Source organism: Polaromonas sp. P1_F1, from assembly GCF_056405795.1.
Genome location: NZ_JBFUBJ010000001.1, coordinates 1,189,708 through 1,206,482, shown reverse-complemented (window position 1 = coordinate 1,206,482; position 16,775 = coordinate 1,189,708). Strand labels below are relative to the sequence as shown.

Here is a 16,775-nt window from a genome sequence, read left to right as displayed (position 1 = left end):
ATACAGGTATGACACGCACTCGAAACAAGTGGTTACAACTGGTGGTGGCAATGGGCCTGGCTTTCTTTGGCGCGCGTCTTTTCGCCGCAGCTGACAAAGCCGCCGGCGAACCGCCCAGGGAGCAGGTAATTGACCTGGAAGCCGCGGGCACCGCATATCCCTTTGCGGTCTATTCCAACATTGACTTGCGCCAGCCGGACGCCGGGATTAAGCGTGCGGTCATTTTTGTACATGGCGTGCAGCGCGATGCCGACCGTTATTTTGGCGTGGGCCTGGGCTTGCTGGAAGCCGCGCGGCTGGACGCATCAAGCACGTTGCTGCTGGTACCCCACTTCCTGACGGCATCAGACACTTCGCCTGACGGCAATATCCCGCTTTGGCGCGGTGGCAACTGGATGCAGTGCCAGCCCTCCCGGGGCAAGGAGGCCATCAATTCCTGCGGCGTGCTGGACGATATCGCCCGCTATCTGAGCGCGGGCAAGCGTTTTCCCGTACTCAAGGAAATCGTTTTCATCGGCCACTCAGCCGGTGGACAGCTAATGCAGCGCTATGCCGTGCTCAACAACAGCGAGGAGGAGTTGCGCAAGTCGGGCGTCCGCGTGCGGTATGTAGTCTCCAGCCCGTCTTCCTATTTGTACCTGGATGACAACCGGCCGGAGGGTGGGAGCTTCAAGCCTGTGAACAGCATCCTTTGCCCCGGTTACAACAACTTCCGCTACGGCTTGGGCAACATGGTTCCCTATGGGCAGGGCCTGGACGGCGAACAGTTGTTCAAGCGCTATGCAGCGCGTGAAGTCCTCTACCTGGTGGGCGCGCAGGACAACGACCCAGCCTACGAGTCACTCGACAAATCCTGCGGGGCCGCCATGCAGGGCACAGACCGGCTTAATCGGCACAGGAATTACATGCGCTACGAACAGTTTTTAGCCCAGAAATGGCAGACACCCGTGACGCGTGCGGTCATGGTGGTGCCAGACGCGGGGCACGAAGCGGCCGAAATTTTTGAGTCCCGCGATGTTGCTGCAAAAATTTTCCATGCCGCCGGCAACTAGCGAACAGCCGGGACAAACAGGGACAAGCCGAACGAGCACAACAAGAAAAAAAAGAAGAAGCACAGAGACGCGCGGACACAACACCAAGACAGAAGACGAAAACCATGATGGAACCCTCACGCCTTGCCGCACCACGGCGAAAAATCCTCGCATCGCGGATCTGCGCAATGCTGGCCGCCGCCCCTTTTGCCGTCCATGCGCAGACGCCGCCCAGCGCCGGTACTCTTTTCGACGCGAACCGGCAACAGCTCTCGCCGACGGAAAATGCCGGCCCGCCGGCGGCGGTGCAGCGTCCTGCGCGCATCGAAAAAGAGGTGGAAGGCAGTGATGAGGGCCAGAGCCCCACCGCCGGCGGAACGGGCATCCAGGTCACGGGTTTTGTACTGAGCGGCAACCGGTCTCTGCCGGCATCCGAGCTGCAAGCCCAACTGCAGGAGTTTGTCGGCCGCGAGCTGGACTTCGCCGGGCTGGGCAAAGCCGCCGCCAAAATCACGGCCTACTATCGCACCCGGGGCTATCTGGTAGCGCGCGCCTACCTCCCCGCACAGGAAATACAAGGCGGTGTGGTTGCCCTCGGCATCCGTGAAGGCGTCATCGGCCGGGTGGTGGCCGAGCCCGATGCCAACGTGCGCCTGGACCCGGAACTGATAGGCCGACATCTCGCGGGACTACAGACGGGCGAGGTGATCCAGGAAAGCGACCTCGAAAACACGCTGCTGCGGCTCTCTGACATCGCCGGTGTGACGGTCAAGGCGGTGTTGCGGCCTTCGGCAGAACCGGGCGCCACCGACGTCATCGTCAAGGTCAGCGAGATGGGGGCGATCACCTCGCGCGTGAGCATCGACAACGGTGGCAGCTATTACACCGGTGCCAATCGCCTGTCCGCCAACCTGAGCCTCAACGACGCACTGGGCATGGGCGAAAGCTTCAGCCTGAATACGCAGCAAACTTTTGAAGGCCTGCGTATTGCAGGCGTTGGTTATGTGCAGCCCCTCGGCACGACAGGGCTGTCAGTAGGCGCGAATTTTGCGGGCCTGCAATACAACATCGGCAAAAACCTCAAGGAAGTAGAGGCCAGAGGTGAAGCCCGCGTGAGCACGCTGTTTCTCAACGCGGCGTTGCTGCGCAGCCGGCGCGCCAACATGAATCTGTCGCTGGCGACGGAATACCGACATTTCCAGGACACTACTGGCGGCACGACCGTTGAAAAGTCTGCCAACCTGATGAGTGCGGGCCTGTCTGGCGACTGGCGTGACGACTGGACAGGCGCGTCGGCGAACAACAGCTGGAACGCGCGTTTGGGTATGGGTCACCTGAAAAAAGAAACGCCCAACGACGCAGCACTGGACCGTTTCACGGCCAATGCGGCAGGCGACTACAAAAAGCTCAACCTGTCGTTCAGCCGCCTGCAGCAGCTTGGCGGCGGCTACTCCCTGCTGGGCTCGGTCACCGCGCAGTACGCCGACAAGAACCTGGACGCGTCAGAGAAAATGAGCCTGGGCGGCTCCGGCGGCGTGCGCGCTTACCCTGCCGGCGAAGCCGCGGGCGACCAGGGCATGCTGGCGCGTCTGGAACTGCGCAAGACCCTGGGTGTTGTCGGCAACTCCGTCGTGGAAGGTGCGCTGTTCGCCGATGCAGGGCGCGTGACCATCAACAAGAAGCCGTGGGACAACAGCGAAAACCGCGCGAGCCGCTACGGCTATGGCGTGGGCCTGAACGTCTACAACAAGGACCTGGTGTTCAATGCCAGCATCGCGGTGTCGCCCGGCGTCAATCCGGTCAGCGAACCAAAAAGCGCGCGTCGCCTGTGGCTATCGGTATCGGGTTCACCCCAGGCCTTCACGGGCCTGGCCTCCAGCAGCGGCAGCCGGGGTGAGGATTTCGAGGAGGCGGAAGACGGCATGCGGCTGTACGGATCACTGGGCATCATCCCCGAATACGTGAGCCGCTCAGGCGCGACCCCTGCGGCGCCCGCCGACCAGAGCAAGCTGGCCACGCCCAATGGGCGCAACATGTCGGGCTTCTGGCGTGCGCGCGACAATGTGTCGTATGTGGGCGCGCGTGGCGGCATTCCAATCCATGAGCAGTGGAAGCTGCTGTGGCAGTTGGAGCTGGGCCTATCACTGAGCGCGGGCGCGGCCGGAGACGACGCGACCCCGAACTGGACACACAGGCAAGAGCTGCGTAATACCGGCGTGGCTGTCGCCCATCCAGATGCTGGCACCGCGATGTACGGCAACTGGGACATGCCGCTCAAGGAAAGCACCTCTTCCTTCGACCCCTTCGGCGCGACCACCAGTGCGGCGCACTACAACATCATCGGGTCACCGGGCTTCGCCACCAGCATCACTAAAAACTCCGGCCCGGTGGGCACGGCGGCGGTGGAAAACAACGACGACGCCGCTTTCAACCGCCGCCAGGCCGGCGTGTTCGGCTACTGGACGCCCAAGATGGGCGGCTTCCAGCTCAAGCTGGCTTATTCGAACAACGGCATGAAGGCCGCGCCGGACGTTGATACAGGCTACCTCTACGGCGGCAGCCTGTCGTATGAGAACGGCGGATTTTCTGCTGTGGTTGCGGCTGAGCAGCATGTGAATTATTTCGGCATAGCCAGCCTGGGCCGCAACGCGCGCGGGGTAGGTACCAATACCCACGTCACGCAGGGCACTTCGTCCAATGACTACAGCGTGCGCTACGGCGTAGCCTACGATTTTGGCGATACCAAGGTTTCGCTGATCGCCGACGAACTGAGCTATGCCGAGTCCGGTGTCATCAACACCAGCGTCACTTCAAGCGACCTCGCCAGCTACCGCCGCCGCGCCTACATGGTCGGCGTCTCACACAAGATAGGTGCCTGGCAGTTGCGCGCCAGCCATGCCAAAGCCTTCGCAGGCGACTGCACCATGATTTCCGGCAATGGCGTGAACTGTTCGACGGAAGGTATGGGTGCGACCTCCCAGGCCATCGGTTTCTCCTATGCCTGGAGCAAGCAGCTCAGGATTTTCGGGCAGTACGTGCTGCTGCGCAACCAACCGCTGGCCAATTACAACTACGCCGTTGCCGGCGTGTTCGGCAGCGCAGGCGCAGGCACCACGATCCGCGCGATCGGTTTCGGTATCAACTACACGTTCTGAGGGGCTCGCATGACATACCACTCTTCCCCGGTTTTCCCACGTAAAAGCCGCCCGACGCTGACACCGCTGAGTGCAGCCATCCTGTCAGCGCTTTGCGCCATATACCCGGTACGGGGATATGCGCTGGACGCCAGCGCCTTACCTACCAATGGTCAGGTCACAGCTGGCAGCGGCAGCATCAGCCAGAGCGGCAACGTCATGAACGTGGTACAGGGCAGCGACCGGATGGTTGCTACCTGGAACACTTTTAACATCGGTAGCGCGGCCAAAGTCAATTTCGCGCAGCCCTCGGCCTCGTCGGTGGCCCTCAACCGTGTCACATCCAGCGATGCCTCGCAGATCATGGGCCAGCTCAATGCCAACGGGCAGGTCTACCTGATCAATCCCTCGGGCATCCTGTTCGGTCAGGGTTCAGCTGTCAATGTCGGCGGCCTGGTGGCCAGCTCGCTGAACATCTCGGACGGCAACTTCATGGCCGGCAACAACCGCTTTGAAGCCGGCAGCGCGGGCGGCGCCGTGATCAATGAGGGCAACATCGTGGCGGCCGACGGCGGGTACGTGGCGCTGCTGGGTGCGCAGGTGCGCAATGTGGGCAGCATCACGGCCCGTCTGGGCAGCGTGATGCTGGGCGCGGGCAAGAATATCACGCTGGACTTCAACGGTGACGGCCTGATCAATATGCAGGTGAGTGACCCTTCGCTGGGCGCCAGTGTGGTAAACCAGGGGCTGCTCAAGGCCAACGGTGGCCTGGTCGTCATGTCGGCCCGCTCCGGCGACGCGCTGATGTCCAATGTGGTCAACAACGAAGGCGTGATCGAGGCGACCAGCCTGCAGCGCCGAAACGGCACGGTCCTGCTTGACGGCGGGGAGGCCGGTGTTGTCGCCGTAAGCGGCCGTGTCGACGTCTCCGGCCGCGATGCCGGCGAAACCGGCGGCAGCTTCAAGGCTTTGGGCCAGTACGTCGGTGTGTTCGACGGTGCCCGAATCGATGCTTCCGGCGATGCCGGTGGCGGCACGGTACTGGTCGGCGGCAACTACCAGGGCAGTGGTACCGAGCGCCAGGCCGTCGGAACTTATATGGGGGAGGATGCCCGCATTCATGCCGATGCGCTCAGCAGCGGCGGCGGCGGAAAAGTCATCCTGTGGTCCACCGACAGCACGCAATTTCACGGCGGCATCACGGTGCTGGGTGGCGGGCAGACAGGCAGCGGGGGCCTGGTCGAGACCTCGGGCCATCACCTGGATGCAACGGGTTCGGTGGATATCAGCGCGGCCTCCGGCAAGGGAGGCACCTGGCTGATCGACCCCTACAACATCAACATTACGAGCACGGCAAGCGTCGGCGCGACTGGGAGCTCTCCTTTCACCTCCAGCGGCGCAGCCAGTTCCAACCTGAGTTCGGCCGTGCTCAACGCCTCGCTGTCCGAAGGCGCCAACGTGATCGTCCAAACCTCTGCGGTCGGCGGAACCTCGGGCGACATCAACGTGCTGGACAACGTCAAGGGTGTGGGAAATGCCTCTCTGACCCTGCAGGCGCACCGCAACATCATCATCGGCAGCGGCCGCACCATTTCCAACGGCACCGGCAAAAGCCTCAACGTCTCGCTGGTCTCCAATTACGGTGACACCGGCAACGGCTCTGTGGCCTTGACGGGTAGCACCATTACCACCAACGGCGGGGCCATCACCATCAGCGGCGGCAGCAACCCGCTGACCGGCTACGCCAGCACCAACCAGAGCAGCGCCTCGGGCGTGGCGATCACCAGCGGCGCTTCGCTGAGCACCAGCGGCGGCAACATCACGATACGCGGCGCCTCCACCTCGACAAGCTCCAGCAGCAGCGCGGTGAATATATCCGGCTCCACGCTCAATGCCGGCGGCGGCAACATCTCCATCCTGGCCAACGTCGCCAGTGCCACCGGGACCGGCGACGCCTTTGTGCTTACGGGAGGCAGTAACGTACAGACCAGCGGCGCTGGCTCCATCACGGTGGACAGCACCAACCTGGGCAGCGGCAACGGCACGCGTATTTTCAGCACCAACAACACCATGGCTGCAAGCGGTTCCGGCAATTTGACGATCAGCGGCAACGCAACCTCCGGTTTTGGCGTGCTGATCTGCTCGACGGCCAGCACCTCTACCCAAAAACTCAGCGTCGGCAGTGGCAATCTGACTATCCAGGCCAATGACAACGGCTTTGCCGGTGCCGGCCGCGGCGTCTACCTGGCGGCTTCCGGCAATGGCGCCGTAGTACTCAATGCAACGACCAGCGGTGCCATCACGCTGCGTGGTAGCAGCACCGGCAGTTACGGCACGGTGCTCAACTCGACGGGTTCCGGATCTTCCATCAGCATCTTTTCGGACGGCAACATCACGGTGACCGGCAACACTTCGGGCGGCACGACGCCGGCGCTGGGTTTGCTAAGCTCCGGCGTCGGTACGAGCGCGGCCACCGCCTCGCAGATCAACATCAACAGCACAGCCGGCGCACTCAAGCTGCTGGCCAACAACAGTGTGGTCAATCCCACTACCGGCTCATTCAAGGCCGTGTCGCTGGACGCCAGCGGCGCCTACGCCAGCATCAATCTGGGCACGCAGTCGGGCGCGCTGACGCTCGACGGCACCAGCTATTCGGGGCGTGGCGTTGACATCGCGCCGTCCGGTGCCAATGCGGCCATCAACATTACCACCGGCAGCGGCGCTATTGCCGTCAACGGCAACAGCACGAGCAGTTTCGGCGGCTACGGTATCTTCCTGAACTCCACCGGGAACGCGAACGGCGTCAACGTCACTACCGTGAGCGGTGACATCACCTTCAGGGGCGATTCCATAGGTACCTCGGACGCTATCTCCCTGGGCGGTAGCGCATCCAGCACCAACTCGGTCAACAACATCTCTTCGCAAGGCGGCAACATCACGCTGGTCGGCAACTTCCATTCGCCGAACACCGGGGAGCTCGACCACGGTATCGCCATCCAGAACGTCGCCAATCGCATCCAGACCACCGGTTCGGGCAACGTGACGCTGGTCGGCAGCGCAGCCGACCAGGGCAATGGCGTCAGCATCTATGGTGGCGGAAAGGCCCTGGTCAGTGTCGAGAACGGCGCGCTCGCGATCACCGGGAGCAGTGTTTATGGCGACGGGGTGGGCGTGCTGACTGGTAACAATGTCATACGCGCCACTGGAGGCGGTTCAGTGAGTGTGGCTGGCAGCTCCACCTATGGCAGCGGCGTCACCATTTACCCGTCGACGGCGACCAGTTCCGCCGCCATTTCCACGGTGTCGGGCAAGCTCTCGATCACGGGCAGCAACAGCGCGGCGTCTGCGGCGCCGGCAGTCCTCCTGCGCACTGCGGCCTCGGGAGCTGCCAACGGCGTCAGTATCACGTCGGGCAGCGGTGACATCGACATCAAGGCTGCGACAGCCGGCTCCGGCGAGGGGCTGTCCATCGTTGGCAGCAGCGCCAATGCCTTCAATACCATCAGCACGGGTGGTAATGGAAATCTGCTCGTATCGGGCTCCGGTGGCAGCTACGGGGTGCGCATAGACGGCGGCACCAACAAGCTGCAGGTGGAGAACGGCGTTCTGCTCATCAGCGCCAGTGCGCCGAGTGGGCAGCCCTTCAGCCAGTCTTCGGACGCTACGACAATTGCCGCCACCGGTTCCGGGGTTGTGCTGCGCAATCTCGGCGGCAAGATGGTCAGCAGCCTGACCAGCGCGGATTCGGCCGCGGCGACCGCTGCGCTGCAATCGGAAATGACTGGCAGCGACTGGATGGCGCCCCTTGCCGGCGACACTGCATCCCCGACCTCCAACGGCGGAACGGACAGGCTCACCATTTCCGTGGTGTCGTCCAATGCCAATCTCAATGCATCCGCTGCAGGCAAAGAAGATGCAACGCCTTGAGTCCGCGTCCCTCGCGGCGTTCACTGGCTCCATTCCACGCCGCGCCGGTCGGCTGTTGCTGGTTCCTTTGTTGCTGGTATCGCTGTCCGCTTTGGCTGTCGCTGCCGACAAGAAAGCCGGGCAAGCCGAGCACGACAACTTCCATTTTCTCGGCGAGATGAACAAGGCCTCAACCGTGATGGTGGTCGAGACAAAAATCGTCCCGCCAGAGCTCGGCAGAAAGATTGCGCGGGCGGTCGACCAAGTGATCAGGGACGGCAACCAGCCGGGCGCGAAACGCCCTGGGGATTACCTGCAATACGAGCCGCTGATCCTGGCGTTGGCCGGCCCCGATGGTTCGCGCATGCATTCCGGCCGCAGCCGCCAGGACATTCTGTCCACCACGCGGCGCCTGATGCAGCGGGAGCGCGCGCTGGCTCTGATGGACGCGATGATCCAATCGAAGGCGCAGCTGCTGGCCGTGGCGGAGAAGAACCTGGACACCATCGTTCCGGCCTATACCAATGGCGTGCAGGCCCAGCCCACCACTTACGCGCACTACCTGCTGGCCTTTGCCTCGGTCTTCGGGCGCGACAGCGCGCGCCTGAAAGAAGCCTATGCGCGCCTCAATATGAGCCCGCTGGGCGCGGGTGCGCTCGGTACCTCGAGCTTTCCGATGAATCGCCAACGCCTGGCGGAGCTGCTGGGTTTTGACGGTGCGGTGGAAAATTCCTACGACGCGGCTCAGCTCGGCGCGCTCGACCAGGGCGTGGAATTGGTGGGCCTGTGCAGCAACGCGGCGCTGATGATAGGCGTGCTGGTACAGGACATGCACACCCAGTACCACCAGACCGCTCCCTGGATCACCATCCAGGAAGGGAGGCTCATCGGAACCAGCAGCATCATGCCGCAAAAACGCAATCCCTATGCTCTTAACGGGCTGCGGTTGCAGGCCAGCGAGGTGGTGGGTAACGCCTTCACCTACCAGCTGGAGGCGCACAACGTCACGCCCGGCATGCCCGACTACAAGCGCGATCAGGTCGAGAAAACCCTGGACCTCACGACCAATGCCTTCGTGAAGCTGGCCGACCTGATGAACAATCTCGTCATTGATCGCAACCGCGCGCTGCAGGAAGTCGACGCCGAGTACTCCACCACCACCGAGCTGGCCGATATCCTGCAGCGCGACGCCGACGTCCCTTTCCGTGTCGGCCACCATTTCGCCTCGGATCTGGTCAACTACGGCCGCGCCAACAAGCTCAAACCCGCCGAAATCCCCTTTGACGTCGTCAAGCAACTGTATGCCGAGGCGGTAAAAGCCTTTAGCTTCCCGCAGACTGAATTCCCGCTGACGCAGGAGCGCTATCGAACGTCGTTGACCGCGCAGAACATGCTGGCCTCGAGCAAAGGCCTGGGTGGCCCGCAGCGCACGGAGACGGTCAGGATGCTGGTGGCCGAGAAGAGCCGGTTAGAGCAGGACGCCGCCTGGCTCAAGGCGCAGCAGGACAAGCTCGCGCGTGCCCAGTACAACCTGGACCGCACCTTTTCCGGGCTGGTCCAATGAGTTTCACGGCGGCAGCGGCGATACTGGCGCTGTCGGCCTGACGGGGCCATCGACAAGGGCACCATGGCTGACGATACTTTTTCGCTGGAGAACTTCGAATACCTGTGCTACTCCCGCCAGCAGGAGCCGGCTGCGCGAGAGCTGGTCAAGCTGCTGCTGCTCATAGACAGGAACTACGGCAACCTGGACGGCAACTTCGCGCTCAGCCTGTCGACCGCCATAGGTGCGCAGGAGCGTGACGCGCACGGCCTGACCCGCCTCACCAGCGCCATCTCGGCCCTGTTTTCCGATCCGACCTTTCATGTCTCGCCCGGCGGCTTCGGCCAGCTCATCAACTTCCAGCGCTGGTTGTCGGCGCTGTTCGCCGCCAGCGCCTTTGTCCATTGCGACCACATCCTGAGGTCGCTCAACTATCTGGGTTCCGGCGCGCCGGAGTTCCACGTAAGCGAGCGGGACCTCGTGAAGTTCTGCATCCTGTATTCGCCCGAATCGGAAATCCCGCTGGATGTGGAATTGCTGTGGCGCCAGAACAAAAAGCTGGCTGCCGCGCTGTTCGTGGCCCTGTTGTCGCCGCGCTTCCTCGGCTCGCCAGCCGCGCATTCCAAGCGGGAGGCGCTGCTGGCCTGGCTGCCTGCCCACCTCGAAGAAATCGAAAGCCTGGACACCCTGCCGGTAGGCATCCTGCATGACGTGTACATGCACTGCAGCTACGCCGACCTGGCCGACCGCCATGAGATCAAGCGCCCCATCAACCGGCTGGTTCGCAAGAAGCTCGAGGCGCTGGGCCTGGGGCGCGCTGCGCCCGCGCTCGCGCTCGCCGCGCAAAGTGCGGACAAGCCCATCATGCTGGTACTGCTCGAGTGGTTCTCCGGCGGGCATTCGATTTACCGCACGCATTCCCGGACTTTGGAGGCCGCGCGCAGGCATTTTCGCCTGGTGGCCATTGCTTACCCCTGCAACATCGACGAACTGGGCCGGGCGGTGTTTGACGAGGTGATTGATTTCGCTGCGCCCAATGACATGATCGCCTGTCTGCGCCAGCTGCACGCGCTGGCCGGCTCCCTCAGGCCTGCCGTGTTTTACATGCCCAGCGTCGGCATGTTTCCCATCACCATGTTCGCGGCCAATCAGCGCCTGGCGCCCGTGCAGGTGGCCGCGCTGGGCCATCCCGCCACCACGCATTCCGACCGTATCGATTACATCAGCGTGGAAGAAGACTTTGTCGGCGACCCCGCCTGCTTCAGCGAAACCCTGTTGCGCTTGCCAAAGGACGGGCAGCCTTACCGCCCGTCGGCCATCGAAGTCTCGCTGGCACGGCCACAACGGCAGGACTCGGTGGTCGTCAACATCGCCGTGGCCGCGACCACCATGAAGATCAATCCGAAATTCCTGGTGACCTGCCAGAAAATACGCGCGGGCTCACGCAAGCAGATACGGTTTCATTTCCTGATTGGACAGGCAACCGGCCTGATCTATCCGCAAGTGCGAAGGGTGATTCGCCGCTACCTGCCGGACGCCGAAATCTACGCGCACCAGCCCTACCCGGATTACCTCGCCATCTTCAATCGCTGCGACATGTTTCTGAGCCCCTTTCCTTTCGGCAATACCAACGGCATCACCGACGCGGTGACGGTCGGCCTGCCCGGCGTGTGCAAGACGGGGCCTGAGGTGTTCGAGCACATTGATGAAGCGCTGTTCCGGCGCTTGGGCCTGCCCGACTGGAGCATTGTCGCCAGTGTGGAGGACTATGTCGCCGCCGCCATCCGCATGGCCGACGACTATGCGGAGCGGGCCGCGCTATACCGCAGGCTGGAGCGGTCCGAGAGCCTGAACGCCCTGTTCGAAGGCCGCGCGGAATGCCTGGGCGAACGCCTGTATCAGATCTGGTCGGCGACGGCGGGCGAGGAGGGGTCCCTGCCCGACAGAGCCTGATGCATGGCTTGGCGGTCCAGCGCTTTTTCCCAGGCGCACACAACGACGCAGGCCACACAATTGCCGAGCATGTTGGTGAGGGAGCGGCATTTCATCAAACGCTCTATGCCCAGCAACAAGACTATGCCCGCGACCGGAATGAGATTCTGGCTGGCCAACGTCGCTGTCAGCGCGACGAAGGCCGAACCGGCGACGCTGGCGGCGCTCTTGGAAGTCAGCATCGCGATGCCCAGCAGTGACAGCAGCGGCCAGAAACCCAGTTCGACATGCGCCACCTGCGCCAGGAAGATCGCCGCCATGGCGATATAGATGTTGCTGCCGTTCAGGTTGAAACTGAAGCCGGTCGGCAGCATCAAGCGCACCACCGATTTGGCGCAGCCCATTCTTTCCATTTTTCCGACCAAGCCTGGCAAAGCGGCTATCGATGAAGCGGTGAAGAAGACCAGCAGCAGCTCTTCCTTCACATAGGCGACCAGGCGAAAGATGTTGCAACCAGCGGCGCGCGCCAGTAGACCCATCACGACGCAGACAAACAGGATGCTGACGAGATAAATCGCGCCGAGAAACTGCAGCAGCGGTAGCACCGAAGATGTCCCGTAACGGCCTATCATGAAGGCCACAGCACCGAAGGCAGCAAGTGGCGCCAGCTTCAGGACCATGCCGACCATGCCCTGCAACACCTGTTGCGTCGCTTCGATGAGCTCCAGCAGGCTGCGGCCGCGTTCACCCGCGCGCGTCAGTGCAATGCCCGACAGGAGCGCCAGCAGCAGGATCTGCAGGTTGTTGTTGCCGGTGAAGGCGCTGGCAAATGTCGGGGGGATGATGTTGAGCAAAAAGTCGGTCGTACTTTCCGTGGCCGGCGCAGGTGCAACGCGCTGTGCGATGTCAGCCGTAAAACCCGGCGCGAAACCCTTCCCGGGCGCCAGCTGCAAGGCGCCCAGCATGCCCGCCAGCAGCGAGATCAAGGTCATGGCCTCGAAGTAGATGATGGCCTTGATGCCCACCTGCGTGGCCTGCAGCCGGTTGCGCATGCTGGCGATACCGGACACCACCAGGCAAAAGATCAGCACGCCGATCAGCATGCCGATCAGGCGCAGAAAGCCGTCGCTTAGGGGCTTCATCAGCGCGCCGGCTGAGGGGAAAAAATTCCCCAACAGCATGCCGGCGGCAAAGGCGAGAGCCATCTGTGCAATGGGATGGCAAAGTATTTTTCTAATTCTGATCATCTATCGCCCAGTCTACGGGCGGCTTGGCTACCGTAGCCCGGGAGCCGCGCCATACGGTTGTTTTTTGCGGATGGACGGCGCGTGTAAAGACGCGAAGGCGTCACGCGCCGTCGAGGGCATATGCATAAAATCCGGAAATAAGACCTCCAATACCTAAAAAAGATGGGCCGACGCCATGGAGCTGAGACACCTGCGCTATTTCCTGATGGTTGCCGAGGAGCAGCATTTCACGCGTGCCGCCGAGCGCTTGAACATGCAGCAGCCGCCCTTGAGCCACCAGATCCGGCTGCTGGAGGAAGAGCTGGGTTTCGAATTGTTCCGCCGCCACCCCAAGGGCGCTGCGCTGACGGCCGGGGGCGCCGTATTTGTGCAGGAAGCCCAGGCCATCCTGCGCAGTGTTGAGCAGGCATCGGCGCGCGCGGCGCGCGCCGCACAGGGCTTTGAAGGCACGCTGGCCATCGGCTTTACCAGTTCGGCCGCTGCCCATCCCCTTATTCCGGGGATTATCCGGGCCTACCGCAGCGCTTATCCCGGTGTGCATCTGGATTTGAGGGAAGCCAATGCGGCCGAGCTGACCGAGGGCATAGACAGGGGCAAGGTCAATGTCGCGATTTTGCGCACGCCCGTAAGCCATCCGCGTGGCGTGAGCTTTTTTTCCTTGCTCGAAGAGGAGATGCTGCTGATTCTGCCGGTGGGTCACGCGCTGGTGGCGGGCGCCGCCAAGGGCAAGATGCCGGCCATTGATCTGAAATCCCTGGCTGATGAGCAGTTCATTCTAGTGCGCAGACACGGCGCACCGGGCATGTATTCGGATCTGATCGAAGCCTGTGAACAGGCGGGCTTCACGCTCAGGATCGCCTTGGAGGTGGAGCGCATGCTGACCAATATCAGCCTGGTCGCGGCGGGCGCGGGCGTTTCCGTGGTTCCCGCATCCATGAAGGATTTTCACCGTGAGAGCGTGGTGTACTGCCGTATCACCAATGCCAGGCCCGCGCTGGTGGCACCTATCACGCTGGTGAGCCGGGAAGACAGTAATTCGCCGGCCGAAAAGAATTTCCTGGATCTGGCCAAAATTTTTGCGCGGCAGCACAAAGCCTGAGTGCGCGCGGGTGCATGGACACCAAACACCTCGGCCCCCAGGCGGGCTCAGTACAAAACGAGTCGGCGAGTTTGCTTGAGGCCTGGTCCAATCCGTTGAATCCCGGCTTCGAGCCGTTGCCCTGCATCATGGGCGCCAGAAACAACGACAGCGGCAGTCCGGGCGCCTTCAGCGGGTGCGGCATGATGCAACAATCCGTGATTCGGCCCGCGCAGGGAAGATCGGTTGGGCAGGTGTCACGGGGAACGTTCTGGCCGCGATTGAGTCCCAAGTCTCGTAATCAATTAAATTTCAGGCAGGAGTAACCGTGAGGGCATTTAAATTAGTTTCCGGTCTTGTTGTCGCGGTGCTGTGTGCCGCCGGCTGCGCGTTGACAGCGATAAAGCCCGGCATGACCCGCGAGAACGTCATCGCGCTTCGCGGAACGCCGTCCCGGGTGGTGCCGCTGGATGCGGGAACCCGGCTGCAGTATTCGGGCCAGCCGCTTGGTCAGTTCGCCACGATGGTAGATCTGGATGCCGCCGGCAGGGTCATCAGCGTCCGCGAGGTCCTGACGCCAGCAGAGTTTTCAAGAATCCAGCCGGGCAAGTGGATGCGCTCGGATATGGAACGCGAATTTGGCCGGCCAGCAAAGATTGACCGTGTAGCGTCATGGTCCGGCGACATCATGACTTACCGCTGGCGAGACAGTGATCAGCCCATGTTTTTCTGGGCTTATCTGGACGGCAACAACGTGGTGCAACGCATCGGGCAGGGCATGGAATTTCCCATGCGAGTCAATGATCGTTAAAAGGCGTATTGCACGCTAGTCGGGTGTTGCGGAGCGGCCGATATCCGGCCACCGGTGATGCAGATACACCCAGGCAACCAACCCGATGCACATCATCCCGAGCGAGACTGCCGCCAATGCCCGGGTGGAGTGCATTGTGAGCGGGGCGATGACACCGGCAACAATGCCGTTGGCGGTTGAGCCCACGAAGGCCTGAAGGGAAGAAGCCATGCCGCGCCGTTCAGGATAAAGGTCCAGCACCAGCAGCGTGACAACCGGCACCATCAGTGCCCAGCCGAATGCAAACACTGCGATCGGAAAGAGGGACCACGAAGCATGCGGGGCGAACAGCATGTTGGCAATCAGGTTAAGCACCGAGGTGACCAGCATGATGACAAAGCCGTGCCGTATTTGCTGCTTGGGGGCGATTTTTCCTGCCAGGCGGCCGCTCAGCCACGCGCCGGACATGATGCCGGAGATTGTCAGGATGAAAAACCAGAAAAATTCGGTAGGCTGCAGTGCCAGGTGTTCCCCCAAAAAAGCGGGCGCTGACAGCACATACAAAAACATGCCGTTGAATGGCACGCCGCTGGCCAGCGCCAGCAATAAAAAGCGGGGGCTGGAACCCAACTGCCAGTAGCCCCGCATCAGATGCCTGACTTCAAACGGCTGGCGTTCCAGCGGCGGAAGTGTCTCGGGCAAGAACCGGAAGTTGGTAGCCCACAGGATCACACCCACTCCCGTCAGAAACCAGAAGATGCTGTGCCAGCCCAGATGCACAAAAAGCCAGCCGCCGACGATGGGCGCAAGGGCTGGGGCCACTCCGAAATAGATGGTGACCTGGCTCATGACCTGTTGGGCCTGAGCCGGCGGGTACATGTCGCGTATGACGGCGCGCGACACCACAATGCCCGCACCTGTCGACAAGCCCTGCATGGCCCGGAAAAAAACCAGCTGCCCGATGCTTTGCGAAAGCGCGCAACCGGCCGACGCCAGAGTGAATAGCGCGATTCCCCACAACACCACCGGCCGACGGCCAAAACTGTCGGCCAGCGCACCGTGAAACAAGTTCATGAAAGCAAAACCGAACAGGTAGGCCGACAGCGTCTGTTGCATTTCTACCGGTGATGCTCCCAGCGACTGCGCCATGCCGGAAAAGGCGGGAATGTAGGTGTCGATGGAAAACGGACCGAGCATCCCGAGCACAGCCAACAAGGCGGCAAGCGCCCAGCGTGGTGCGTGCCAGAGTTCGTCGGCGTTGGGGTTCATTCTTTTTTCAGCTTGAGTGCGGTGTCATAGAGCTCGTTACGTCCCACGCCGGTGATTTCTGCCGCGACTTTTACAGCAGTCTTGAGCGGCAACTCCGCCAGCAACAACTGCAGCACCCGTGTGCCATCTTCGGGGTTATCCGCAGCGGCGCAAGGATGCAGTACCAGTGCAAATTCACCGCGCGTACGCTGGGCGCCAGCGGCCAGCCAGCCGGAAAAATCCTGCGCCGGCACGGTCGCAATTTCCTCAAATTGCTTGGTCAGCTCACGGCCAACGGTGACCAGGCGGCCTTGCAGCACCGCCAGTGCTTTCGCAAGCGCCTCGATGCGGTGTGGCGCCTCCAGAATCACGATGGCCCGGGCATCGGTTTGCAGCTGCTGGATGGCCTGGTCGCGTTCACCGGCCTTGCTCGGCAGGAAACCGGCGAATACGAACCCGGTGTCACCGCCCGGGCTGCTCAGCCCGGCCACGCTGAGCACCGCAGTGACGCTGCTGGCACCCGGCAGGGGCATGATGGCCAGTCCAGCGGCACGAACGGCGGCGACCAGGCGGGCGCCGGGATCGCTCACGGCCGGCGTGCCGGCGTCGCTGATATAGGCCACGCGCTCACCCCGCTGCAGGCGTTCGATCACCAGACCTGCGGCCTCAGCTTCATTGTGTTCGTGCACCGCCAGCAGGGGTTTGTCGATGCCGTACTGCCGCAGCAGGGGTTGAGAATGCCGCTTGTCTTCGCAGGCTATGGCGTCTACCAGCTGCAGTACTTGCAGGGCGCGCAGGCTGATGTCGGCCAGGTTCCCGATCGGGGTCGCCACCACATAGAGCGCACTTTCCGGATAATGCTGCAT

Annotated in this window: 10 protein-coding genes; 7 read left to right on the top strand and 3 right to left on the bottom strand. The window is 62.3% G+C overall.

The window, feature by feature from the left end:
* The first annotated feature begins 8 nt into the window (after window positions 1-8).
* The 5 genes from AC1DZE_RS05755 to AC1DZE_RS05735 all read left to right on the top strand — a co-directional run bounded on the left by AC1DZE_RS05755 (window position 9) and on the right by AC1DZE_RS05735 (window position 11,567).
* Window positions 9-1,052 carry an alpha/beta fold hydrolase gene (locus AC1DZE_RS05755; protein ID WP_477668841.1) on the top strand — a complete coding sequence of 348 codons (1,044 nt, stop codon included), beginning with the start codon at window positions 9-11 and terminating at the stop codon, window positions 1,050-1,052.
* Between the two features lie 104 nt (window positions 1,053-1,156).
* Complete coding sequence (locus tag AC1DZE_RS05750) at window positions 1,157-4,186, top strand: ShlB/FhaC/HecB family hemolysin secretion/activation protein (protein WP_477668840.1); 3,030 nt, start codon at window positions 1,157-1,159, stop codon at window positions 4,184-4,186.
* A gap of 9 nt (window positions 4,187-4,195) precedes the next feature.
* Window positions 4,196-8,092, top strand: a complete 3,897-nt coding sequence (locus tag AC1DZE_RS05745) for a beta strand repeat-containing protein (protein ID WP_477699860.1) — start codon at window positions 4,196-4,198, stop codon at window positions 8,090-8,092.
* Window positions 8,079-9,635 carry a lyase family protein gene (locus AC1DZE_RS05740; RefSeq protein WP_477699859.1) on the top strand — a complete coding sequence of 519 codons (1,557 nt, stop codon included), beginning with the start codon at window positions 8,079-8,081 and terminating at the stop codon, window positions 9,633-9,635. Before AC1DZE_RS05745 ends, AC1DZE_RS05740 begins: the two co-directional genes overlap by 14 nt.
* A gap of 63 nt (window positions 9,636-9,698) precedes the next feature.
* A complete protein-coding gene (locus tag AC1DZE_RS05735; RefSeq protein WP_477668837.1) occupies window positions 9,699-11,567 on the top strand; it encodes a peptide transporter in 1,869 nt (622 codons plus the stop codon).
* On the opposite strand, the gene AC1DZE_RS05730 is transcribed toward AC1DZE_RS05735, so the two are convergent.
* The gene (locus AC1DZE_RS05730) at window positions 11,513-12,751 is read right to left on the bottom strand and encodes a cation:dicarboxylate symporter family transporter (protein WP_477668836.1); all 1,239 of its coding nucleotides are present in this window, start codon (window positions 12,749-12,751) and stop codon (window positions 11,513-11,515) included. The two genes, AC1DZE_RS05735 and AC1DZE_RS05730, sit on opposite strands and share 55 nt — an antisense overlap.
* Before the next feature lie 217 nt (window positions 12,752-12,968).
* Here AC1DZE_RS05730 and AC1DZE_RS05725 point away from each other — a divergent pair, with 217 nt between their 5' ends.
* Together AC1DZE_RS05725 and AC1DZE_RS05720 are read left to right on the top strand one after the other, a co-directional pair.
* Window positions 12,969-13,892, top strand: a complete 924-nt coding sequence (locus tag AC1DZE_RS05725) for a LysR substrate-binding domain-containing protein (protein WP_477668835.1) — start codon at window positions 12,969-12,971, stop codon at window positions 13,890-13,892.
* A 307-nt stretch (window positions 13,893-14,199) separates the two neighbouring features.
* The gene (locus tag AC1DZE_RS05720) at window positions 14,200-14,682 is read left to right on the top strand and encodes a hypothetical protein (RefSeq protein WP_477668834.1); all 483 of its coding nucleotides are present in this window, start codon (window positions 14,200-14,202) and stop codon (window positions 14,680-14,682) included.
* Window positions 14,683-14,697: 15 nt separating this feature from the next.
* Here the strand turns inward: AC1DZE_RS05720 and AC1DZE_RS05715 are convergent, their stop codons facing one another.
* Entirely contained in the window at window positions 14,698-15,930 is a 1,233-nt protein-coding gene (locus tag AC1DZE_RS05715) for a multidrug effflux MFS transporter (RefSeq protein WP_477668833.1), read from the bottom strand.
* Window positions 15,927-16,775: a 16S rRNA (cytidine(1402)-2'-O)-methyltransferase gene (gene rsmI, locus AC1DZE_RS05710; protein WP_477668936.1), complete on the bottom strand. Its 849-nt coding sequence runs from the start codon at window positions 16,773-16,775 to the stop codon at window positions 15,927-15,929. Before rsmI ends, AC1DZE_RS05715 begins: the two co-directional genes overlap by 4 nt.